We start from the raw sequence: 21366 nt of genomic DNA on the forward strand, positions 1-21366 counted from the left end.
ATTGCCGAGCCGTTGAGCGAATTCATGTCATTTGCGAGAGTGGTCTGAATCCGGTCGATGGGTATTTCAACGGCCTGCTAGTGGCCAAGTCTTGATTGCGGCGTCGGCTTGGCGCAGCGTCGCTCGTTGAATCCGCATGTCAAGACGGCCGCCTTGCCACGCTTACCTCGCAACGCAAGGCATGTGGCTATCTGGGGTTGAGCCGCCGGGTGGCCACCTATACGCTCAAGCAACCGGAGAAGGATCGGAGGCTGGGCGAGCAACGGATGGCGGCCGTGCAGGAAGTGCCGCGCTTCGGCTACCGGCGCATGTCGGCTTGGCTGGCGCTGGGTGAATCGCGCGTGCGGCGAAAGTGGCGAGCCTTGCAGCTCAACATTGCGCGGCGGCGGCCTCGCCGTCGTCGTTGTGGCAACGACATTCGCTTGCCCGGTGCGACACAACCGAATTCGGTATGGAGCTACGACTTCGTGCACGATCAACTGGTCGATGGGCGAGCGTTGAAGACGCTTTGCGTGATCGATGAATATACCCGCGAGTGCCTGGCGATCGAAGTCGGTGTCGGCCTGCGGTCGCAGGATGTAATCCTGACGTTGTCGCGACTGATGCGGCTATATATGGCAAGCCCACATTCGTTCGGTCTGACAACGGCGCTGACTTTACCGCGGCCAAGATCATGCGTTGGCTGCGAGACGCTGCACTCGGTCCGGCCTTCATCGCGCCTGGCAGTCCGTGGCAAACTGGTTCGTCGAGCACCTTTGCCACGGCAAGCTGCGTGACGAATTGCTGAACCGGGAATGGTTCTGCAGCCGTGCCGAGGCAAAGGTGCTCGTCGAACGCTGGCCGCAGTTCTACAACGAGCGCCGGCCGCATAGCGCGCATCGCTACCAACCTCCCGCCACGGTCCGTCGAGCCTGGCTGGATTCCGATAATATCGACGCGAGACTCACTGCTTGATTGGTCACAAAATTCCGCCTCAGGTCACCGGTTCAATTAACGGACTGGAACTCGAGCACGTCGGAAGCGAATATGGGTGCGTAATCGCGAGTATTGGGTTGGCGGGGTGGACGCCGGATCAAGACGGCGACCCGCGAGCCGTGATCAATGCCGCCGATGAAGCGCTGTACTACGCAATGGCGACCGGACGAAACAAAATCACAGCGTTCAGTCCTTCGGCGTAGCAGTGAGCCAAGTGCACGTAATCTCAGATTATTCAGATTGGCGTGCGAGTCGCGCAGCCGTAGTGAGAGGTTGTCCCCTATACGGATGCGACATGACCGTCTCTAGCTGAAGAGCTTGACGTGTGTGGCACTCGCGTCCTGACGAACAGACCGCCCACAATCCACTCTGCGCAGTTGCGAAACTCGAATGGGCGGTTTGTCCGGATGGACGGGAGAATCTGAACTCCCTTGCCGAGGACCTCACCGCGGTGCCTTGCGGCAGCGGGTGGACCTTAGGCGGTGCTGATCGATTACCACTTGAACCGTTCGCCCGCCAGCCGGGGGAGAGTGCCCCAACCGTCGGGGTGATACGTCACGCTGGGGATGTAGACCCTAGTGGAAGTCGAATAGCTTGCCGCCGGGCGGTGGGTGTTCGGCATGAAACTTGGCCACGCCCGCAGGTTGCCGACATGCAGTATATTTCGCGCCGAGACAACGACGTGGCTGGCCGTTCCCCCACGTGAGCTTATCGAATCACCGGGCTGTACGACGACCAGCGCGACCAGCAGCGGTATCGAAATGCCGTCCACTTGTCCTCACCGATTCAGGTTGATGGGGTCAATCCACGCAGCGACCGGAGTAGAAACCGATGAAAGCACTTTGCACTACCCATCACGCGCGCCTATATTTTAGGTCACGTGATGACATGATTCCAGAAAACTCCCGGTGTTCCCGGAGTTCGTGATGGCAGCAAGCAATCGAAAGGCTGGCGCAAGCGCCACGAAACACGACCTCGAGCAGCTATCCGAATTTCGCTACCGGCTGCGGCGCTTCCTGCGTTTCTCGGAGGAAATCTTGCGTGCCGAGGGGCTGACGCCGTTGCAATACATGCTGATGTTGCACACCTGTGCGTTTCCGGACCGCTCGTGGGCGACAGTCGGCGAGATTGCCGAGCGGCTGCAGGCTTCTTCGCATGGCACGGTGGCGCTCGTCACACGCTGCGAAGCGGCCGGGCTCGTCCGGCGCCAGACGAGCGAGCAGGATCGAAGGCAAGTGGAGATCCATCTGACAGAAAAAGGTGCGGATTGTCTGCGCAAGGTCGCGGCTTTGCACAAATCGGAAATTCAGTCGTTCGGCTGGGCATTCCACGACGTCACCGATACCAACTGATCGCGCGGCAGCGATGCGCGCGCAACGGGTTCACCGAACGGCCGACACACATCGCGTCACGAGAACCGGAAGGGTGGGAGAACGAACACACACGCAGCAGGGGGAGGTCGTTTGCAAGGAGTGGAATATGAGCACGACCTCGAGCCTCAATCTGGAAGGCAAGCTCCGGCGTGACGCCGGAATCATCGGGCTGTTGTTCGCCAGCACGACCAGCATGGTCGGTTCCGGCTGGCTGTTCGGCGCCTATCACGCATCGCGTATTGCAGGGCCGCTGAGTATCGGCAGCTGGGTTCTGGGCGCGGTCATCATCATGTTGATCGCGCTTTGTTTTGCCGAGCTCGCCGCACTGTTTCCCCGCAGCGGTGCTCTCGTGCACATGAGCCATGCGAGCCACGGCGCAGGACTCGGACGCATCTGGTGCGGACTGCTGTTTCTCGCATATGTGCCGGTGCCGGCAGTCGAGGCAGAGGCAATCGTCACCTACGCGAACAACTACCTGCCGTGGTTTATCCAGCCGGGAAGCGCCGGCCTGCTGACTGCGATCGGTTTCATGGCCTGTGCCGGCCTGCTCGGGGTCATGGCCCTGCTGAACCTGATGGTGGTCCGCTGGCTGTTGCGCGTGAACTCCACCATGACGTGGTGGAAAGTGCTCGTGCCGCTTCTGACGATTGCCGGATTGCTGGGTGCGAGTACGCACTGGGGCGTGATGCAAGCGGCGCCTGCCAGTTACCATCTATCGGGTATGTTCACTGCGCTGCCGGCCGCGGGCATCGTCTTCAGCTACCTCGGCTTTCGAACCGCGATCGACCTGGGCGGCGAAAGCGCCAATCCGCATCGAAACATTCCGCTGGCCGTGATCGGCGCGGTACTTCTGGCCGCCGTCATCTACATCCTGCTGCAGATCGCGTTCATCTACGCGCTCGCGCCGGCCGACCTTGCCGGCGGATGGAACCATCTCAGCTTCAAGGGCGAGATGGGGCCGTTTGCAGGGCTTGCCGCATCCCTCGGCATGGGCTGGATGGCAACGCTGCTCTACATCGACGCGTACGTGTCGCCCGGGGGCACTGGACTCATGTATGTCACCGGCGGCTCGCGCATCCTGTTCGCGGCGGGCGAACTGCAAGCCGGCCCGCGCATGCTGACGCGGCTGAACGCCAACAGGATCCCCTGGGTCGCGGTGCTGATCATGTGGGGAGTCGGCGTGCTGTTTCTGCTGCCGTTTCCGGCGTGGCAGCAAATGGTGAGCTACATCACGTCGATCACCGTGCTCACGTACGGGCTGGGCCCGATCGCGCTGCTCGTCCTCCGGCGCAACATGCCGGAACTGCAGCGGCCGTTTCGCATGAGCGGGGCCGGGTTGATCGCGCCGCTCGCATTTATCTGCAGCAACCTCGTCATCTACTGGACCGGCTTCAAGACCAACAACTTCCTGTTCTCGCTGGTGGCGATCGGCTTCGCCCTCTACGCGCTTCACCATCATGTCGTGTTGCGCCGTAGCGCGCGAGACTTCGGCTGGAAGCACATCGCATGGTTGCTTCCGTGGTTCGGCGGTTTATGGTTGTTGTCGTGGCTGGGCGGTATCGGCGGCGGCCTGAGCGTCATCGGATTCGGCTGGGACATTCTGCTGGTCGCCGCCTGGAGCGCAGTGGTGCTTGCGTTGGCCATGCGCAGTGCGCTCGATGCCGGCGAGACGTCGGAGATGATGGGGCGCATGAACGAGACCAGTTGACGGATCGACACACTCGACACAGGCGGGCGTCATGACATCGGGACCGACAGGACGAGAGGACAGCGAGGCCGGAGAACTCGCATCGCTTCGCGTGGAAACCGGTCGCGTCCAGCGTTCGTCTCAAACGGAAGATGACGCGTCGCCGATCGACATGTATCGCCTGAGTTGCCTGGGGATCGTGGTTGGCGTCGTCACCGGAATCGGCGCCGTCGCGTTCCGCGGGCTGATCGGTTTTGTGCACAACGCCTTTTTCCTCGGTCGGTTTTCGGTCTCGTACAACGCGAGCGAATTCACGCCGACTTCCGTATGGGGGGCGTTTGTCATATTGGTGCCGGTTGTCGGTGGCCTGGTTGTGACGTGGCTCGTCTGCACCTTCGCTCCGGAAGCGAAGGGGCACGGCGTGCCCGAGGTGATGGACGCGATTTATTTCAAGCGCGGCGTGATTCGCCCGGTGGTCGCTATCGTGAAATCGCTGGCGTCCGCGTTCGCAATCGGCACCGGCGCGGCGGTCGGTAGAGAGGGGCCGATCATCCAGATAGGTTCGGCGCTCGGCTCGACGCTGGGGCAAGCGGTCAGGATGACCGCTGGCCAGCGCATCACGCTCGTGGCGGCAGGCGCGGGTGCCGGGATCGCCGCGACGTTCAATACGCCGATCGGCGGTGTCCTGTTCGCGACCGAGCTGATGATGCCCGAAATCAGCGTGAACACATTCCTTCCCGTCGCATTGGCGACCGGCACGGCAACCTTCGTCGGACGGTTGTTCTTCGGCAGTGCGCCGGCGTTTCTGGTGCCGGCCCAACTGGGCGCGATTCCCGATCGTCCGGGCAGTGTGCTGACACTCCTGCTGTATGCGGCGCTCGGCATTGTCACCGGCACCGGCGCAGCAATGCTGACCCATGGGCTTCATTTTGCGGAGGATGTCTTCGAGCGCATTCCGGGACGCTATGCGCGTCACGCGTTGGGGATGTTGCTCGTCGGAGTGACGATCTACCTGCTAATGCGCTTCGCCGGGCATTACTACGTAGAAGGCGTGGGATATGCAACGATTCAGGCGCTGCTTTACGGACAGCTCGGTGGCTGCCTGTTTCTGATCACGCTTGCGCTCTGCAAGTCCCTCGCGACGTCGATCAGCCTGGGCTCGGGATCCTCTGGCGGTGTCTTCTCGCCGTCGCTTTTCATCGGCGCGGCATTGGGTGCGGCGTTCGCCGCATTCGTCCAGGCCGTACTGCCCTCGGCACCCGTCAGCGCGCCTGCGTTTGCGATGGTTGGGATGGGGGCGATGGTGGGCGGGGGAACCGGCGCGGCGATGACGGCAGTCGCGATGATCTTCGAGATGACCCGCGACTATGACATTGTGCTGCCGATGATCATTGCGGTTGCGGTCAGCCTTGCGACGCGGCGCCTGCTTTGCCGCGAAAGCATCTATACGCTCAAGCTCGTGCGTCGCGGTCACGTGATTCCGAACGCTTTGCATGCCAACATGTTCCTCGTCCAGAACGCGGCGCAAGTGATGGAGACGGACGTGCTCGTGCAGGACGCCGAGGTACCGTTCCGCGACATTCTGGGCAATCTGGATGGCCCCCCGTTCCGCCACGTGGTCGTCACGCGATCGGGCCGGATCGAGGGTGTGCTTCGCATCAACACCGGGTTGCGCCGGGCCATCTCGCACGACCATCCGTCGGTGACGCTCGGTGCACTCGCTCAACGCAATTTCATCGTGGTCGCGCCGGGTGAAGCGGCGTTCGACGTGATCAGCAAGCTGCGTCAGAAGCACGCGACCATGGCAGTAGTTGTGACCCGACCCGAAGAAGAGGGCGCGATGGAAGTGGTCGGGGTCATTGCCAAGGAACACATCGCAGACGCGGTGGCGAGCAGCATCAGGATTTTTCCCGAGAACCGGCGCGGAACGGAGCGCAGCCGGCGGTCAGGGAAACAGCACGGTGACAGCCACGCGTCGACGCGGGCCGAAGCGCATGCCGGCAAGGAGGGGCAGCATGAAACTCAGCGTTGAGCTGGCCGTCCTGCGTCGGCGCCTTGCGGTGGCCCTGCATCTCGATGAATGGAAGGAAGTGTTGGCCGGCAATCTGGAAGACGAGGCGAGTGACGATCGCGAGTGGGTCATCGTCTACAGAACGGCGAATGGATATTGTTGCCTTTACCGAGGGAAGCCGGTCGAGTTCAATGAACTCTCCGATGTGCAGTCCTGGTCCGCCGAGATGGATGTCCGGACGTACTTCATGGGCTTGTGACCGCGATATCGGTGACGAACCATTTCTGTCGGTCAGTGCCTGGCGGGAGCGGGCTCCCGCCACGATAGCGCTTCATCGATAAACGATATCCGCGCGACGATTCTGTGCCCACGACGCTTCGTCGTGGCCCAATGCAACCGGCTTCTCCTTGCCGAAGCTGACTGCCTCGATCTGTGAATCAGGTACGCCGAGCGTTTCCAGTGTGCGTAGCACGGCCTGCGACCGGCGCTCGCCTAACGCGAGGTTGTACTCGCTGGTGCCACGTTCGTCGGTATTCCCCTGGATCAAGACGTGTCGGCTTGGGTGAAGACGCAGATAGTCAGCATGCGCTTGCAGTAGCGACTGATACTCAGGCTTCACCTCATAACTGTCGAAATCGAAATAGATGCTGCGCTTTGCGAGCGGGCTGTTGGGATTGTTCAATTCGTCAGCCATGGTCGACGGTGTTCCGACCGCCTGACCATTTGCGGCACTCTGATTCATCATGCCTGCAGCGCTGGACGTCTTTGTCGCGGAATGGCATCCACCGAACAGCACAAGGGCTAACACCACCGCATATCGCATCAAGCTTTTCATCACTGGTCTCCCGAAGAGGACGTTCGATTGAACGGAATGGGTCGCAGATCAACGGAACGGGTCGTGGCATCACTGCCGGAAGCACAGTGAACGGGGCTGCTCCTGTTTGACGGGCGACGGAGTTTTGTAAATGAATTGAAGGGTGATCCGAAAGGTTTTCTTGGTCACATGGATCTGGAACACGATCGCCTTTACTAGAGTAGGAGAAATGTCACATCGTGACTAGTTGCCATGTTACGATGCGGAAATTCTGCGAAATTGTGAATTCAGATGTGCTCCCTCAGCTCGCGTCACTCGACGTCCGGTCGTCCCGATACGAAAGGCCGGGGCGAGCTTATTGAACCCGGCTACCCAGCTGGGTTTTTTTTGTCCGTTGTTGGATCTGTTCGGTAAATCGCGTCAACGATGTCCCAGTCGTCCACCGTGTCTTCGCGCATGACCGCGCCCGAATTGCGCGCGACCACGTCGCTCGCGGCGATCTTCGCGCTGCGCATGCTCGGCCTGTTCATGATCATGCCGGTGTTCTCGGTCTATGCGAAAACCATCCCGGGCGGCGATAACGTGCTGCTCGTCGGTATCGCGCTCGGTGCCTACGGCGTCACGCAGTCGCTGTTCTACATCTTCTACGGCTGGGCGTCCGACAAGTTCGGCCGCAAGCCCGTGATCGCCACCGGCCTCCTGATCTTCGCGCTCGGCAGCTTCGTCGCCGCGTTCGCGCACGACATCACGTGGATCATCGTCGGCCGCGTGATCCAGGGCATGGGTGCCGTGTCGTCCGCAGTGCTCGCGTTCATCGCCGACCTGACCTCCGAACAGAACCGCACGAAGGCGATGGCGATGGTCGGCGGCTCGATCGGCGTGTCGTTCGCGGTCGCGATCGTCGGCGCGCCGATCGCGTTCCACTGGGTCGGGATGAGCGGGCTGTTCGCGATCGTCGGCGTGCTGTCGATCCTCGCGATCGGCGTCGTGGTGTGGATCGTGCCCGACGCGGCGAGGCCCGCGCACGTGCCGGCGCCGTTCGGCGAGGTGCTGCACAACGTCGAGCTGCTGCGCCTGAACTTCGGCGTGCTGGTGCTGCACGCGACGCAGACGGCGCTGTTCCTCGTCGTGCCGCGCCTGCTGGTCGACGGCGGGCTGCCGGTCGCCGCGCACTGGAAGGTCTACTTGCCGGTGATGGGGCTCGCGTTCGTGATGATGGTCCCGGCGATCATCGTCGCGGAAAAACGGGGCAAGATGAAACCGGTGCTGCTCGGCGGCATTCTGGCTATCCTGATCGGCCAATTGTTGCTCGGCAGCGCACCGCATACCATCCTGATTGTGGCGGCGATCCTGTTCGTGTACTTCCTGGGCTTCAACATCCTGGAAGCGTCGCAGCCGTCGCTCGTATCGAAGCTCGCACCCGGTTCGCGCAAGGGCGCGGCCACGGGCGTCTACAACACCACGCAGTCGATCGGGCTCGCGCTCGGCGGCATCGTGGGCGGCTGGCTGCTCAAGCAGGGCGGCCCGAACATGGTGTTTCTGGTGTGTGCCGGCATGGTTGCAGTATGGTTGGCGATCGCATTCGGCATGAAGCCGCCGCCGCGGCGAACCTGAACGATCCGGACAGCGTTTGAAAATGAACGAGACTGACGAGTGGGCAGGGGGAGACCGATGATCCGCATTTCCGCGCTCGCAGATCGACGCGCGTTGCTGCATGCGCGGCGTCTGTGGCTTCACTATGGCGTGTTCTGGCTGGGTGCGGTGGCGGTCGGCCTCGTCGCGGTGCTTTACGCGAAGCTGATCGATTTCGGCTACGCGGTGTTTCTGGGCTATGCCGCCGAACATGCATGGTTGCCGCTGATCGTCACGCCGCTGATCGGTGCGGTGACGGTCTGGCTGACGCGGAGATTCTTCGATGGTGCGGAGGGGAGCGGCATTCCACAGGTGATTGCCATGCTGCATGCGCCGGGCAACACGGGTGCGCGGCTGCTCAAGATCCGGATCCTGATCGGGAAGATACTCGTCTCGTTCCTGGCCATTCTCGGCGGGTTCACGATCGGCCGCGAAGGCCCGACGATTCACGTCGGGGCCGCACTCATGTTCAACCTGCGGCAGTTTTATCCTCAGCGGTTTCGTGCGATTCGCCCGGGCGTGCTCGAGCACCGGCTGGCCCTCGCGGGCGCGGCGGCAGGCCTTTCCGCCGCGTTCAATGCACCGCTAGCCGGCGTCGTGTTCGCGATCGAGGAGCTCACGCGCAGTTTCGAACAACGGACGAGTGGCGTGCTGATCACGGCGATCATCTTCGCCGGTATCGTGTCGCTCGGCATTCAGGGTAACTACGTTTATTTCGGCACGATCGACGTCGGCGCTCACCTGCCTCAGTCGCTGGCACTTGCGGTCGTCCTCATAGGTGTGATCGCGGGCGTCATGGGTGGAATCTTCTGCTGGTTGTTACTCAACACGCGACGCTGGATGCCGCGAGGGCTTCAGGATTTTCGTGCAGGTCAGCCAGTGCTGTTCGGCGCAGCGTGCGGGCTGGTCGTCGCGGTCGTCGGGGTAGCTACGCACGGCCATACGTTCGGCAGCGGATACGCGGAAGCCCGCGGCATGCTCGAAAGCCACACGAACGTGAGCGTCCTGTATCCGGTGTTCAAGATGGTTTCAATGATTGGCTCGTACCTGCCCGGTGCGCCGGGCGGCTTGTTTGCACCGTCGCTTGCGATCGGTGCAGGGATCGGCAACACGCTGCATATCCTGTTCTCGGGAATGCAGCTGCAAATGCTGATCGCGCTCGGAATGGTCGGCTATCTGGCCGCGGTCACGCAGAGCCCGATCACGGCGTTCGTGATCGTCATCGAGATGATTAACGGCCATGCACTGGTCATCTCGTTGATGGCCACAGCGCTGATCGCCAGCCGCGTGTCGCGATTCTTTGCTCCGCCGCTGTACGAAGCGTTGTCGATACGCTATTTTCCCGCTGACCCCCGATGATCTTTTGAGGGCATCGTTCCAGCGCATCGAACGTCATGAACCGCGTTCGTCTCGACTCGTGAAGGCCCTGCAGATTTCTCTTGCCACGTTGCCCGCGGGTTTGTCGCGACTATGCCGCACCGTGTTCGTCCTGACCAACCAGCAATTCGGTCGGTGAAAGGAACATGTAGCGGGGAACGTCGAGGTTCTGCGGTGCCGGCTTGTCCCGGAATACACGCCCCGCCAGATCATACGTTGATCCGTGACATGGGCACAGGAAACCACCTGGCCAGTTATCGGGCAGGTTTGGCTGAGGTCCGGACTGAAACCTGGGGGTTGGCGTACAACCGAGATGCGTGCAAACGCCGACCACAACGAGAATGTTCCGATGATCGGCACGTGAGCGAAACGGGTTTTTGCAATAGTCCGGCAGCGGCATCGAGAACGCGTGGAGCGAGTCGGGGTCCGCGACCAGCGGGGTCGCCTTGACGACGCTTGCGAGCATGGCCGGCGATCGGTCGACGATGAACACCGGTTTTCCTCGCCATGCAACCGTCGACATCCCGCCTTCTGACAACTGACTGATGTCGACCTTGACCGGGGCTCCTGCGGCGAGCGCGCTGGCGGGCGGCGTCAGCGAATCTACGAAGGGAAATGCAGCTGCAATTCCGCCGACGCCACCCGCGACCGTTGTCGCGATGAGCCAACGACGCCGATTGACGTCGGGTCCCGTAGCCTCAATCGGCTTCTCGTCCATGCCAACTCCTTCGAGACAAAAGAGCGCTCGTGCCTTCACTGCTGCTGTTCCTGAAACGGTAGCCGAACGGGGCAGCACGGCTCCCCGTGTCGATCACATTGTCCAGACGAACACCGCGTGAGAATGCGAAGACGCCTGTATGGCGACGCTCCGGCGCATGACTTTCCCGTGATAAGTGGCCGTCACGGCATAGTGCCCGACCGGCATCGATACGAGCAGAAATGGTCCGGCGGTCACCGTCGAGAGCACGGTGTTGCCATGCGCGTCGACGATCTGCACCGGGATGTCTGCCAAATACTCGTTCCCGCTGCTCGTGTGCCCCGCGAACTCGAGCGCGAGCGAGTATTTGGGCATCTCCTGTTTGATCGCGGCCGATTGGTCACTCCCGATTCCTCCGGACAGATAGGTAACCTTGCCCGAATTTTCGGGAGGTGGAAGCGACGTCAGCTCTGCGGCCAACCCGCTTCGAGCGAAAACGGCAATCGCGGCTGTCGCGACGCCGAACGCCATTCTGGATGAGAACTTCATGACTGCCTCCTGGTGTGCTCCATGTCGATGTGCTTGATTCGAAATGTCTTCAGCTCACATCCATGGTGACAAACATTCGCGTGCCGTTCCGGTCGACAAGGAGCGCTACGTTATGAGCGGAACGCGCGATTCTCTTGAAGAACTGGGTCGTACTCGTCACGGGCGTGTTGTTGATCCTCAGAATGATGTCGCCCGGTTCGATCCCGGCGAACGCAGCCGGCCCACTGCTTTGCTCAACGCGTACACCGCCCTGGACTCGGACAGCCCGTTCTTCGTCACCGGTCAGATTGCGTACCTCCAGTCCGTATGCGCCGGAAGGCGCGCGGGTCATCGCATTGACGGACAGATCGTGGGTGCCCATCGACGACAGAACAAGCGTCGCGTGATGTACAGCATGATTTCGCCAGTAGCCAAGATCGATCGTGGCGCCAGGACTCAGATCGGCCACAGTCGCCGGCAAATGTGTCGAATCCGAGACTGCCGTGCCGTTGATGCCAACGATGATGTCGCCCGCACGCATGCCTGCTTTCGCTGCAGGACCACCCGAGTCGACCGACGTGACGAGCGCACCGTTCGGCCGTGGCAACCCGAACGATCGGGCAAGCGGATCTGTCACGTCTTGCACAGCGACACCGATGCGCCCATGAGTAGCCTTGCCATGCAACTTCAGCTGGCGTTCGACCTTCATGGCTTCGTCGATCGGTATCGCGAAGGCCAGACCTTGGTACGCGTGGCCGTCGTTCGGGAGTGGCGTTTCGATACCGACGACTTCACCGCTGAGGTTCAGGAGCGGGCTACCGCCATCGCCGGCGTTCTCCGTAAGATCGGTCTGGATCAATGGAGCGTACGATTGGTCAGGAAGCAGACGGGATGTATTGCTTACGATGCCCCTCACGATCGAGTTCCCGAGTCCGTATGGGGAACCAATCGACGCGACCCATTCGCCGGCTTTGAGCACCGAGGGCGATCCGATTCTGGCAACCGGCAGCCCTTTCGCGTGAATCTGAAGCAGTGCGACGCCGCTTGCCGAGTCGCTTCCGATTACTTTGGCGGGATACGTTCGGCCGTCGGAGAGGGTAACAGTGACTCTCGAGGCGCCGGCAATGTCGCTGGCGTCGGTGAGGATGCCACCGTCCGACGAGATGATGAAGCCGCTGGCGTGTTGTCGTGCGAGGGCACCGCGGTTGTCGCCAGGTGCGGGAGAGAATTCCCTGAAGAAGCGAAGGAACGGATCGTTTGCGCCGCCTGGCGGAGGCCATAGTTGCTTCACACTCGATGTCGCATCGAGTGGCGACACGTTGACTGTTACGACAGCGGGCCCGTCGACCCTCGCCATGTTCTCGAAGTCGGACACGATTCCCGGATAGGCCGCCATGTCTGACGTTGCGGAGAGAACGCGTTGCGAAGCCCGCGTTGCCTGTGCCGGGGCAAGCGATTCCTTCGACATGCAACTTGCCGACAAGGCTGCAATTGCGACACTAGCGACCGCGATACGCTTGAATCCGATGCTTGCCATGACTACGCTCCTGTCGCGCAGAGGCAAACGTACCGGGCAAAAAACACGCTACGGCGCTTCCATACCGCGACAGTTTTACCGTAGGTCGCGAGTATTAAATTGTGCTTAAAAGACCGGGATCAGGGCGTCGGGCAGGCCCATCGAAGGTGACGACAGGATGTTCTGCATACTTTTCGCTCTACGCGTCGGAACCTGACGACGGGCGCTGAGAGGGCCGTGATCGACGCTTCGCAGTATTGCAAGCCGCGAGGGAGACGGACGGGATGGCTCGAACCGATGTGGCGCGGTACGCGACGAACTACCACGTCGCCATCTATTCGTTGAAGACGACGATCCGGTTACGCCCCCGGGCTTTTGCACGGTAGACGGCAGAATCGGCAGCGTGAAGCAAAGCCGCGAGGTCATCGCCCCGATCCGGCCGCCACGTCACGATGCCGATACTGACTGTCACGCGCCCCGATTCGTTGAGCGCGTGCGCAAGATTCTGGCTTTCGACAGCAGTTCGAATCCGCTCGGCCACGTCGTACGCGTGCCGCTCGGTTGCGTTCGGAAGCACGACTACAAACTCCTCGCCGCCGTACCGACATGCATTGTCGCCGGGATGTCGAAGGTTTTCGACAATGCATCGCGCAACGGCTGCAAGTGCTGCGTCACCGGCCACGTGGCCGTACGTGTCGTTGTAACCCTTGAATCTGTCTAGGTCGATGAACAGCAATGAAATTGGCGTCCGCGCGCGGATTGCCTCATGACATTCGGCCTTGAGGATTCTGTCCAGCCTCCTGCGATTGCTCAGACCGGTCAGCGCGTCGGTGTCCGCCAGCAAGTGCAGTTCGGCTTCGACTTGTGCCCGTCGTCGAAGTTGTACGCCCAGCAAATAGGATAGGGCGAAAATCAGCGCGCCGAGCAACAACACCAGTGCCCCGATGGTTGCCGCACGCTTACTCCAGGGGCGGTAGATGTCGTCATGGGCGGCCGCGACCATGATGATCCACGGCAGGCGCCTCATTTGGGCAAACCAGTAAAGGCGACGTACCCCGTCAAGACTTGCAGTCTCGCTAAACGATCCTTCATCCGAGGCCATGAAGCGCTTGAATGTGGAGGCGCCGCTAATATTTTTTCCAATGACGCTTGTCTGGTATGGCACGCGCATCACCATGAGCCCGTCTTTTCCGATGAGCGATGCTGATCCGCCTGGGCCGAGAGAAAGCACCGACAGCAGCTGGCGGAAGTAGTCGAGACTGATGATCATGACGACGACGCCGCCGAATTTGCCGGCTGGCGCAGGGATTCGTAAGCTCAGAGCGACACATAAATCGCCGCGCCGTGCCCTGGAGTGAAAAGGTGGGCTGAGAAAAAAACCCAGTGCGGGGTGATTACGCTGTGCCGTGAAGTAGATTTGATCGAATAAATTTCTTGCGTGGGGCGTCGCGTCTTCGGAATCAAGTATCACGCGTCCCGTCGGGTCAATGGCAAGGATGGAGCCCAGCGTACTCGAATTCGTCAGACCATCGAGCAAGAATTGTCGACGAAGCGCCGGTGGCATGCGCATGATCGTGGTATTTCCCAGCCTGCCAGCAAGCGTTTGCAACGAACTCTCGTACAGTTCAAAGTTTCGCTCAATGTCCCGCTGTGCGATGAGCGCGATATTTCTGAGATTCTCGCGGGTGTACGTGGTGGCGTCGCGCCGACTCTGATACAACGAGAGCGCACATATTGCTGTCATGAGCATCGCGATGAGCAGGCCGACATAGGGCACGCAACTGGACAACCGTACGACCTTTGTGCGCCACGGCCGGCGGCCAAGCATATTTTTTCGCTTAAGCATCGAATATTTGTCGCGTCACATGCCATTCAGGAGAAAAATATCCTGAATCGGATGTGGCCGCTTTGTTGGTTCGTCTGCAAAAATCCCCGTATGCCTAGCTAAGGTAGTCGATTGAGCGGAAACGTAAAAGTCTCGATGTTCGGAGCGGGCCGCATCGGTGGTGCGATCCCACGGTGCGCGTACCATTTCCTCGGCGGCCGACGGCGATCTCGGGGCAATCAATTGCAATCCCGTCGTGAATCATGAGGCAAAGCCCCCGTCAACGGTCGATAGTTCAACGATTTCTGCAGTGATTTGCTCCTGCCTCAAGCGGTGATAGTCCCGGTTCAGGCGTTGCGCGGTGTCGTCGATATTGCGTTTCGCCGCGATCATTGCGCGCATGCGCGCTTCGTTCTCCGCCGCAAACGACAGGATGATGGCCTCGCAAACCTGTGTGTAGACATATTCCTCGGCCAGTCTTTCCTGCAGTTGCTGTATCGGGAGCGTGACAACCGGCGGAAAGGGGCGCGTGACCGGTTTGAAACGCCGGAAATCGAAGGGCAGCAGCGATGTCGTCAGGATGGCCGCTTCGCTGATCGCTTGTGGTACACCGTGCACGAGCGTGACATGCGATGCGTTGCCGCGACGCAGGCGACGATACAGCGCATTGATGATCTTCGCTGCGAGATCGGGCACGGCATCGGCGTGAACGATCATTTCCGATGACCAGACCACCGGGAGACCGAATTCGTCGGCCGTACTTCGTGCGCGATCGCCCACGACGAAATACTCGACGGCTCCGGTTGCCGGCCGGTTGATTGCCTCAAGCACACGTTGATTGTAGGTGCCGACGAAGCCGTGTTCCGCGCCGATAACGATATAGACATGGGTGTCGTCCGGAAGCGGCGACCTCGGGCTCTCGGGTGACTGTAGTACGGCAACGCTCATCGCGTCAGCGATCGCAAGGCCGATCAGATCGGCGCATGCCCGGATTCCCGGCAGGCGTGCGAGTGCTTCTCGCGTTCGTGTCGCCGCGATGCCGCGCATCGCGCTCACCACGGATTCCAGTTCGCGGACCGTACCCAGTCGATTCTGAACGTCGCCGAGCCGATTGCTCATCGGTCGCTCCGGATTTCCGCGGATTGCGGTATGAGATCGCGGACGATGCGGATGAGCTCGGTGCGATCATCGGATGACACGTTGTCGCCGGCAATGAGCATGGGACCGAGCTTTGTCGCGATACCGGTCGAATCGAGGCGGGCGGGAAGAGCGACTCGCACCGCAGCGATCGCCGACGGTGCGCATGCATCGAATACGCCGTCGGCCAGCGCAAACAGCAATGCGATCTCGCCCACCGGGCGCAGCGGCGCGAATCGCGGTTGCGCAATCAATGCGCGAATGCGTTCCCCACGAGCGATTTGCGCCTTGATTCTCGTATCGCTGAGCCCGCCGAAGCGCGTGAACATCTCGAGCTCGAGAAACTGTGCGTAATCGAGTCGCAACCTTCCAGAGGCAGCTCTCAGTGCCGGAAGCTGGGCCTTGCCGCCGACTCGGCTGATGCTGAGCCCGACATCGATGGCGGGACGCTGGTTGGCCGCGAACAGGTGGGAGTCGAGAACGATCTGCCCATCGGTAATCGAGATCAGATTGGTTGGAATGTACGCCGCGAGATTCCCGGCATCGGTTTCCGCAATGGGCAGCGCGGTCAACGAGCCGCCTCCGCGCTCCGCGGAAAGCTTGGCGGCCCGCTCGAGCAGGCGGGCATGCAGGTAGAAGATATCGCCAGGATAGGCCTCTCGCCCGGGCGGATCTCGTGCCAGCAGCGCCAGCTCACGATGCGTTGCGGCGTGCTTGGTCAGATCGTCGATGACCACGAGTGCGTGCTGACCCCGATCGCGGAAGTATTCCGCAATGCTGAACGCGGCGAACGGTGCGATCCATTGCAGACCGGGCGGATCGGCCGCCGATGCGACGACGAAGATACAGCGTTCCGGTGCGCCGTTCCGTCGAACCGCATCGATTACGCGTTCGACTGCGGTGGCCCGCTGGCCAATCGCCACGTACACGCAGATCACGTCGGAATGCTTCTGGTTGACGATCGCGTCGACCGCGATGGACGTCTTGCCCGTTGCCCGATCGCCGATGATCAGCTCGCGCTGTCCGCGGCCGATCGCGAAAAGCGCGTCGATCAAGAGGATGCCTGTTTCGACTGGTTGAGAGACCGCTGCGCGTTCGATGATCGACGGCGCGGCGCGTTCGATCGGAAGGGTCGACGAACATTTCGGCGGTTGGCCGCGATCGAGTGGCCTCCCGAGCGGATCGACGACGCGCCCGAGTAGGTTCGAGCCCACCGGCACTTCGACGACGCGGCCGGTACCCGAGACGCGCGTGCCGGCCGCAATGCCGCTTTCGGTGTCGAGCAACACGCAACTGAGCGTGTCGACGTCCAGCTTCAGCGCGAAGCCGAACTGTCCTCCGTCAAATTGCAGCAACTCGTTCAGGCGAACATGCGGAAGGCCGCTCACCCGTGCAATGCCGTCAGCGATGTGCTCGACGCGCCCGACCGATTCCGCCCGCGGTGCGAGATTCAGCGCCGCCAGCACGGTTCTGCCGTGCGCCAGCCACGCATCGGCGGTGCCTTCACGCGTTTCGTTCGTCGCCATGGGAAATGAGGTCGCTTTTCAGGGACTCCAGACTATGTCGAAAGCTGTTTCGCACGATGACGTGGGGCGCGACGAGTTCGAGCCCTGCGATCAAAGTCGGATCGACGTCAGCCTGTATCGGCGCGTCGTAACCCAACGCCGTCGCGAGCATCGAGCGACAGCGAGCCAACTCGTCGTCCCGCAACGTACGCGGGGCAATCAGGCGCGGCATTTCACCGTCGCGGCCGAGGCGTGCGCGGTCCTCCGCAGGCAGTGCCCGGACCGCTTCGGCGAGTGGCTCGATGAATCCTTCCACCAGCGTGCTGGCAGGGAGTGTCGTGAGCAATCGGGCCGCGATGTCGATCGCAAACTGGCTGGCCCGTGCCGCGTTGTCACGCCGCGCGTCCTTCTTCATCGCTTCGACTTCAGCCTCGGCGGCTTTTCTCAGCGCATCGGCCTCGGCACGTGCGTCGGCGAGCAGCGATGCCTTAAGGCGCTCGACCTCGACTGTGGCCGCACTCGATCGTTTCAGGCGAGTTGCCTCTTGCTCGGCAACATCTCTCGCCGCCTTGTCGCGATCCTGCTGCGCCGCGTCGCGGGCGGCCGATGCGTCCTGCAGAAGACGCGCAGCGGCTTGCTGACGATCCGCCATGATCTTGGCAACCGGCTTGAACAGAAAGCGCGACAGCAGCCAAATCAGGACGAGGACGTTGATCGTCTGGAAGCCGAGTGTCCACCAGTCGATTCGCATGGCCAATGCTTACTTGGTAAACGGATTGGCAAACAGAACGAGCAGGGCGACCACGAGACAGTAAATCGCCATGGTTTCGATCATCGCCAGACCGACAAACAACGTTCGTGAAATCGTGCCAGCCGATTCAGGCTGGCGTGCCAAAGCATCCATCGCGGCGGCCACGGCGCGGCCCTCAGCCAGTGCCGGGCCGATTGCGCCGAATGAAACAGCAATGGCTGCCGCGACGATGCTTACGATTTGAATCCAGTTGTTCATGATGCTCCTTGCGGTGGATGCGACGCGGGCGCGCCTTCGCTGCCGAGCGCGGCGCCGATGAAGACTGCCGCGAGTACCGTGAAAATGTATGCCTGAACCGCACCTGTCAGCAGGTCAAGCGCCATGAGCGGAATCGGAACCAGCAGGCCCGCGAGCGACAGTACAATGCCAATCACGAACACGCCGCTCATGACGTTGCCGAACAAGCGCACGATCAGCGAAAAGGTACGGGTTATCTGCTCGACCAGATTGAGCGGAATCATGATCCAGGTCGGTTGTGCAAAAGATGCGAGATAACGGGCGAGACCGCGTTCGCGGATGCCGTAGAACACCGTCGACACGAAGACGACACCGGCAAGGGCTGCGTCGGTTTCAAGATGGGCGGTAGGGGGTTCGACACCCGGGATCACGCCGGACCAGTTGCAAGTCAGGATGAACAGGAACAACGTCCCGAGCAACGTCCGGCAACGCGCAGGTTCAACTTGCATCGTGTCCCGCAACTGGTTGTCGAGCGTCGAGACGAACAACTCGGCGGCGGTCTGGAGTTTGCCCGGGGTCAGCGACAGCCGCCGTCGCATCGCTACCACGGCGACGGCAATGAGCGCCATCAGCGCCCAGGTGGTCGCCACCGGCGTAGAGACAGGCACCTCCCCGATGCGAAACAGCGGTTCGGTCATGAGCGGTGAATGCATCATGACGAACCTCCCGGCAGCCGGATCATCACGCGGCGAGCGAGCATGATGCCGGCGAGGCCGCTCAGCAACGCGATGTATCCAATTTGCGCCAGCCCAAATAGCACCAGGGCGATCATGCCGAAACGAACGAGATGCACGATGATGGCGATGCTGATGGCATCCCGTACGTACCAGCGCACGTTGGCGAGCAGCGACGCAAAATAGGCAAGGCCGACGGCCCCACCGGTTAAGCAGCCTGCGGCAGTCTGGACGGGAACCGACAACGTCTGGATTGGCATCATGTTTCAGCTCCCTGGACCTTGGCGATGCATCCAGCGCCATGCGGACCACAGGCCGAACGCCGCACCCAGCATCAGTAGTGGCGCGGAGAAGAACACGCCGGTTTGAAAATGCCGGTCGAGCCAATGGCCCAGCCATAACGCCAGCAAGGCCGGAATCACGATAATCCAGCCGAGCATTCCGATCTGCCCGAGTCTGGAGCCCAGTGTCGGCTCCGGCACGTCACGTGCCTGCCTGTCTCGCTGAACGGCGCGTTGCGCGGTCTGTTCAAGTACCGGCGCGTCGGGCTCCTGAGTTTTCGCCTCCGGACCGGGCCGAGCAGGCGACTCCTTTCCGGGATTACCGCTCATGGCCGGCGCCCTCGTTTGTACCGTCCGCGCGTACGGCTGCGCCCGGTGTGCCGGGACGCAGATACTTCAGTATCTGCCGAATGGCTTGGGCATTGAGGCGCGTTTGCTCGACTCGCACTCTACGCGTCGCATCGAGACGTGATTCGCGGCTTTCCCGTACGCGGGCTTCCAGTGTCTCAAGCGCATCGCCGAGTTCTCCGTCACGGCACGCGATATTGATGTCTTTTCCGTCGATGACCCGTAAAACTCCACCGCTCACCGCACAAAACCGGCGTGTGCCGTCTGCAGTGCGCCAACGCATGACACAGGGTGACAGCACGGTCAGAAAATCCGTATGCCCGGGCAGAACACCGAAACTGCCGGTCGCATCCTCCGCACGGAAGGCGACGACGTCAGGTGAATCGACCAGCATCCCTGCGGGCGTCGCGATGGTCATGTGAAGCGCCGTGCTCATGACGTTTCCCGCTCCCGCTCGCGTGCTTCGTCCAGCGTTCCAACCATGTATAGCGATTGTTCCCGCCATGCGTCGCATTCGCCGTCCAGAATCGCGCGGCATCCTGCAATGGTGTCGTCGGCCGTGACGGAGCGGCCCGGCACACCCGTGAACGCTTCGGTGACGGCGAACGGCTGGGTCAAAAATCGCTGCAGACGGCGGGCCCGGCCGACGATCCGGCGGTCGTCCGCTCCCAGTTCCTCGATGCCGAGCAGCGAAATGACGTCCTGCAACTCGCGGTAGTGCTCGATCGTGCGCCGCACGTCGGTTGCGACCTGGACGTGTTCGGCTCCGACCACCAGCGGATCGAGCAGAATCGACGACGATGCGATCGGATCGATCGCCGGATACATGCCTTCGGCGGCCATTGTGCGCGACAGAACGACCATGCTGTCGACGTGCGCGGCGATGGTCGTGACAGCGGGGTCCGTGAAATCGTCCGCCGGAACGTACACGGCCTCGATCGCCGTGATCGAGACCCCGCCAACGGAAACGATGCGCTCCTGCAACGCCGCGACTTCGCTCGCCAACGTCGGCTGATAGCCGACGCGTGACGGGAGTCGCCCGAGCAAACCCGATACTTCGGCGCCGGCCTGGACGAAGCGGAATACGTTGTCCATCAGGAGCAGCACGTTCTGGTGCTGTTCGTCGCGAAAATATTCTGCAACGGTCAAGGCGGTTAGGGGAACACGCCAGCGCGCCCCTGGGGGTTCGTTCATCTGACCGTACACGAGCACGGTCTTTGGCAGCACGCCGGAATGCTGCATGTCCACCAGCAGTTCATGGCCTTCTCGCGAACGTTCCCCGACACCGGCGAACACGGAAATTCCCTTGTAGCGTTCGACCATCGCATGAATCAACTCCATGACGAGAACGGTCTTGCCCACGCCGGCGCCGCCGAACATCGCCGCCTTGCCACCCCGGGCGAGCGGGGCGAGGAGATCGACGACCTTGATGCCAGTCGCGAATATGCCGGTTGCACTGTCCTGCTCAGACAATGCCGGCGGTGGCTGGTGGATGGGGCGGCGTTGAACATCGAGAGGAAGCGGTTCACCCATGTCGCCAGGTGTACCCATCACGTCGATCAGGCGTCCAAGCACAGCGTTGCCGACCGGAATCGCGATGGGCTGACAGGAAGCTTTCGCCGCCGCCCCTCTCGGCAACCCGCTGGTCGATTGCATGGCCAGTGCTCGGATAGTCCGCTCATCCAGGTGGGCTTGTACCTCGGCAATGATTGAGTTGCGGGCATCGACTTCGATCGAAACTGAAGTGTCCACCGGCGGCAGCATGCCGGTCGGGAACGTGATATCGACGACTGCGCCACGGACTGCCACAACGCGTCCTGGAATCTTCGGGAGGGAGGCGTTGTCGGTCGATGCGGTGTTCATCAGTTCTGTTCGCTGTTGGAGTTGATGTCCGTGTGCCGCTCGGTGCCGTACTGATTTGTGTCTCGGGCATAAGGT

19 protein-coding genes and 3 pseudogenes are annotated in these 21366 nt (G+C 61.5%); 8 read left to right on the forward strand and 14 right to left on the reverse strand.

From position 1 onward, the window contains the following. Positions 1–167 precede the first annotated feature (167 nt). The 6 genes and pseudogenes from BTE28158_RS08640 to BTE28158_RS08660 all read left to right on the forward strand — a co-directional run. Positions 168–954 (forward strand): annotated as a pseudogene (locus tag BTE28158_RS08640) (IS3 family transposase); the annotation flags it as partial. 35 nt (positions 955–989) lie between these two features. Beyond that, positions 990–1178: pseudogene (locus BTE28158_RS32435) on the forward strand (diguanylate cyclase); the annotation flags it as partial. 723 nt (positions 1179–1901) lie between these two features. Then, positions 1902–2327, forward strand: coding sequence for a MarR family winged helix-turn-helix transcriptional regulator (locus tag BTE28158_RS08645; protein WP_151048516.1), 426 nt, complete (start codon positions 1902–1904; stop codon positions 2325–2327). Positions 2328–2454: 127 nt separating this feature from the next. Continuing rightward, positions 2455–4056 carry an APC family permease gene (locus BTE28158_RS08650; RefSeq protein ID WP_151048517.1) on the forward strand — a complete coding sequence of 534 codons (1602 nt, stop codon included), beginning with the start codon at positions 2455–2457 and terminating at the stop codon, positions 4054–4056. 31 nt (positions 4057–4087) lie between these two features. Beyond that, a complete protein-coding gene (locus tag BTE28158_RS08655; protein WP_151048518.1) occupies positions 4088–6067 on the forward strand; it encodes a chloride channel protein in 1980 nt (659 codons plus the stop codon). Further along, on the forward strand, positions 6051–6305 hold the full coding sequence (locus BTE28158_RS08660) for a hypothetical protein (protein ID WP_151048519.1): 255 nt from the start codon (positions 6051–6053) through the stop codon (positions 6303–6305). Before BTE28158_RS08655 ends, BTE28158_RS08660 begins: the two co-directional genes overlap by 17 nt. 72 nt (positions 6306–6377) lie before the next feature. Here the strand turns inward: BTE28158_RS08660 and pal are convergent, their stop codons facing one another. Beyond that, positions 6378–6881: a peptidoglycan-associated lipoprotein Pal gene (pal, locus tag BTE28158_RS08665; protein WP_151048520.1), complete on the reverse strand. Its 504-nt coding sequence runs from the start codon at positions 6879–6881 to the stop codon at positions 6378–6380. Positions 6882–7286: 405 nt separating this feature from the next. Here pal and BTE28158_RS08670 point away from each other — a divergent pair, with 405 nt between their 5' ends. Beyond that, positions 7287–8474: an MFS transporter gene (locus BTE28158_RS08670; RefSeq protein WP_338084130.1), complete on the forward strand. Its 1188-nt coding sequence runs from the start codon at positions 7287–7289 to the stop codon at positions 8472–8474. Between the two features lie 57 nt (positions 8475–8531). Continuing rightward, a complete protein-coding gene (locus tag BTE28158_RS08675; protein ID WP_151048521.1) occupies positions 8532–9851 on the forward strand; it encodes a chloride channel protein in 1320 nt (439 codons plus the stop codon). A gap of 109 nt (positions 9852–9960) precedes the next feature. Here the strand turns inward: BTE28158_RS08675 and petA are convergent, their stop codons facing one another. From petA to atpD, 13 genes and pseudogenes are all read right to left on the reverse strand, one after another. Then, a complete protein-coding gene (gene petA / locus BTE28158_RS08680) occupies positions 9961–10587 on the reverse strand; it encodes a ubiquinol-cytochrome c reductase iron-sulfur subunit (RefSeq protein WP_151048522.1) in 627 nt (208 codons plus the stop codon). A gap of 93 nt (positions 10588–10680) precedes the next feature. After that, positions 10681–11115, reverse strand: a complete 435-nt coding sequence (locus BTE28158_RS08685) for a carboxypeptidase regulatory-like domain-containing protein (protein ID WP_239007206.1) — start codon at positions 11113–11115, stop codon at positions 10681–10683. Between the two features lie 49 nt (positions 11116–11164). Beyond that, positions 11165–12631 (reverse strand): PDZ domain-containing protein, encoded by a 1467-nt coding sequence (locus BTE28158_RS08690; protein ID WP_239007207.1) that lies wholly within the window; start codon positions 12629–12631, stop codon positions 11165–11167. A gap of 313 nt (positions 12632–12944) precedes the next feature. Beyond that, positions 12945–14456, reverse strand: a complete 1512-nt coding sequence (locus tag BTE28158_RS08695; RefSeq protein ID WP_239007208.1) for a sensor domain-containing diguanylate cyclase — start codon at positions 14454–14456, stop codon at positions 12945–12947. A 240-nt stretch (positions 14457–14696) separates the two neighbouring features. Then, entirely contained in the window at positions 14697–15554 is an 858-nt protein-coding gene (locus BTE28158_RS08700) for a F0F1 ATP synthase subunit gamma (protein ID WP_151048523.1), read from the reverse strand. Then, positions 15551–17098, reverse strand: a complete 1548-nt coding sequence (locus tag BTE28158_RS08705) for a F0F1 ATP synthase subunit alpha (RefSeq protein WP_151048524.1) — start codon at positions 17096–17098, stop codon at positions 15551–15553. The genes BTE28158_RS08700 and BTE28158_RS08705 overlap by 4 nt, the downstream gene beginning before the upstream one ends. Further along, positions 17076–17828 carry a F0F1 ATP synthase subunit B family protein gene (locus BTE28158_RS08710; RefSeq protein ID WP_151048525.1) on the reverse strand — a complete coding sequence of 251 codons (753 nt, stop codon included), beginning with the start codon at positions 17826–17828 and terminating at the stop codon, positions 17076–17078. The genes BTE28158_RS08705 and BTE28158_RS08710 overlap by 23 nt, the downstream gene beginning before the upstream one ends. Before the next feature lie 9 nt (positions 17829–17837). Next, a complete protein-coding gene (locus BTE28158_RS08715; protein WP_059602310.1) occupies positions 17838–18086 on the reverse strand; it encodes a F0F1 ATP synthase subunit C in 249 nt (82 codons plus the stop codon). Beyond that, the gene (locus tag BTE28158_RS08720; protein ID WP_151048526.1) at positions 18083–18781 is read right to left on the reverse strand and encodes a F0F1 ATP synthase subunit A; all 699 of its coding nucleotides are present in this window, start codon (positions 18779–18781) and stop codon (positions 18083–18085) included. The genes BTE28158_RS08715 and BTE28158_RS08720 overlap by 4 nt, the downstream gene beginning before the upstream one ends. Then, positions 18778–19062: an N-ATPase subunit AtpR gene (locus BTE28158_RS08725; protein ID WP_059602305.1), complete on the reverse strand. Its 285-nt coding sequence runs from the start codon at positions 19060–19062 to the stop codon at positions 18778–18780. Before BTE28158_RS08725 ends, BTE28158_RS08720 begins: the two co-directional genes overlap by 4 nt. 3 nt (positions 19063–19065) lie before the next feature. Beyond that, a pseudogene (locus tag BTE28158_RS33075) lies at positions 19066–19281 on the reverse strand (AtpZ/AtpI family protein); the annotation flags it as partial. A 118-nt stretch (positions 19282–19399) separates the two neighbouring features. After that, complete coding sequence (locus tag BTE28158_RS08735) at positions 19400–19864, reverse strand: F0F1 ATP synthase subunit epsilon (protein WP_151048528.1); 465 nt, start codon at positions 19862–19864, stop codon at positions 19400–19402. Beyond that, positions 19861–21291: a F0F1 ATP synthase subunit beta gene (gene atpD / locus BTE28158_RS08740; protein WP_059602297.1), complete on the reverse strand. Its 1431-nt coding sequence runs from the start codon at positions 21289–21291 to the stop codon at positions 19861–19863. Before atpD ends, BTE28158_RS08735 begins: the two co-directional genes overlap by 4 nt. Positions 21292–21366: the final 75 nt, after the last annotated feature.

It is taken from the genome of Burkholderia diffusa, from assembly GCF_902499115.1.
Taxonomy (GTDB): Bacteria; Pseudomonadota; Gammaproteobacteria; order Burkholderiales; family Burkholderiaceae; genus Burkholderia; species Burkholderia diffusa.

Excerpts from the sequence above, each read along its gene's own strand:
- BTE28158_RS08705 (WP_151048524.1), bottom strand. The coding sequence starts at position 17,098 with ATGGCGACGAACGAAACGCGTGAAGGCACCGCCGATGCGTGGCTGGCG.
- BTE28158_RS08690 (WP_239007207.1), bottom strand. The coding sequence starts at position 12,631 with ATGGCAAGCATCGGATTCAAGCGTATCGCGGTCGCTAGTGTCGCAATT.
- BTE28158_RS08650 (WP_151048517.1), top strand. The coding sequence starts at position 2,455 with ATGAGCACGACCTCGAGCCTCAATCTGGAAGGCAAGCTCCGGCGTGAC.
- pal (WP_151048520.1), bottom strand. The coding sequence starts at position 6,881 with ATGAAAAGCTTGATGCGATATGCGGTGGTGTTAGCCCTTGTGCTGTTC.
- BTE28158_RS08685 (WP_239007206.1), bottom strand. The coding sequence starts at position 11,115 with ATGAAGTTCTCATCCAGAATGGCGTTCGGCGTCGCGACAGCCGCGATT.
- BTE28158_RS08695 (WP_239007208.1), bottom strand. The coding sequence starts at position 14,456 with ATGCTTAAGCGAAAAAATATGCTTGGCCGCCGGCCGTGGCGCACAAAG.
- petA (WP_151048522.1), bottom strand. The coding sequence starts at position 10,587 with ATGGACGAGAAGCCGATTGAGGCTACGGGACCCGACGTCAATCGGCGT.
- BTE28158_RS08655 (WP_151048518.1), top strand. The coding sequence starts at position 4,088 with ATGACATCGGGACCGACAGGACGAGAGGACAGCGAGGCCGGAGAACTC.
- BTE28158_RS08725 (WP_059602305.1), bottom strand. The coding sequence starts at position 19,062 with ATGATGCCAATCCAGACGTTGTCGGTTCCCGTCCAGACTGCCGCAGGC.
- BTE28158_RS08720 (WP_151048526.1), bottom strand. The coding sequence starts at position 18,781 with ATGATGCATTCACCGCTCATGACCGAACCGCTGTTTCGCATCGGGGAG.
- atpD (WP_059602297.1), bottom strand. The coding sequence starts at position 21,291 with ATGAACACCGCATCGACCGACAACGCCTCCCTCCCGAAGATTCCAGGA.
- BTE28158_RS08735 (WP_151048528.1), bottom strand. The coding sequence starts at position 19,864 with ATGAGCACGGCGCTTCACATGACCATCGCGACGCCCGCAGGGATGCTG.
- BTE28158_RS08660 (WP_151048519.1), top strand. The coding sequence starts at position 6,051 with ATGAAACTCAGCGTTGAGCTGGCCGTCCTGCGTCGGCGCCTTGCGGTG.
- BTE28158_RS08715 (WP_059602310.1), bottom strand. The coding sequence starts at position 18,086 with ATGAACAACTGGATTCAAATCGTAAGCATCGTCGCGGCAGCCATTGCT.
- BTE28158_RS08645 (WP_151048516.1), top strand. The coding sequence starts at position 1,902 with ATGGCAGCAAGCAATCGAAAGGCTGGCGCAAGCGCCACGAAACACGAC.
- BTE28158_RS08675 (WP_151048521.1), top strand. The coding sequence starts at position 8,532 with ATGATCCGCATTTCCGCGCTCGCAGATCGACGCGCGTTGCTGCATGCG.
- BTE28158_RS08710 (WP_151048525.1), bottom strand. The coding sequence starts at position 17,828 with ATGCGAATCGACTGGTGGACACTCGGCTTCCAGACGATCAACGTCCTC.
- BTE28158_RS08700 (WP_151048523.1), bottom strand. The coding sequence starts at position 15,554 with ATGAGCAATCGGCTCGGCGACGTTCAGAATCGACTGGGTACGGTCCGC.
- BTE28158_RS08670 (WP_338084130.1), top strand. The coding sequence starts at position 7,287 with ATGTCCCAGTCGTCCACCGTGTCTTCGCGCATGACCGCGCCCGAATTG.